Origin of the sequence: Brucella tritici, assembly GCF_008932285.1 — a bacterium.
In the GTDB taxonomy this organism is placed as follows: domain Bacteria; phylum Pseudomonadota; class Alphaproteobacteria; order Rhizobiales; family Rhizobiaceae; genus Brucella; species Brucella tritici.
Genome location: NZ_WBVY01000040.1, coordinates 1 through 243 on the forward strand (window position 1 = coordinate 1; position 243 = coordinate 243).

Sequence of the window (243 nt, forward strand, 5' to 3'; positions counted from 1 at the left end):
CACCTTCACCGGTTACCTCGGCGACATCATCAACGACGACGTGGTTGCTGCTGGCGGCTACCGCACCAACCTCATCAGCTACACCTTCACCGGCGGCAACGGCTTCTCGGCCATCTTGTCGCTCGAAGAAGGCGGCAACGGTGACTCCGACGTTGACGTAACGCTGAACGACTACACGCCGCACATCGTTGGCGGTCTGAAGTACGCTGGTGGTTGGGGTTCAATCGCAGCTGTTGGTGCATA

The 243-nt window shown here is 59.3% G+C and carries 1 protein-coding gene; it reads left to right on the forward strand.

Annotation, left to right across the window (positions count from 1 at the left end):
- Nucleotides 1–243 (forward strand): porin (locus F9K94_RS24310; RefSeq protein ID WP_192799587.1); only part of this gene is annotated, 243 nt, incomplete at both ends.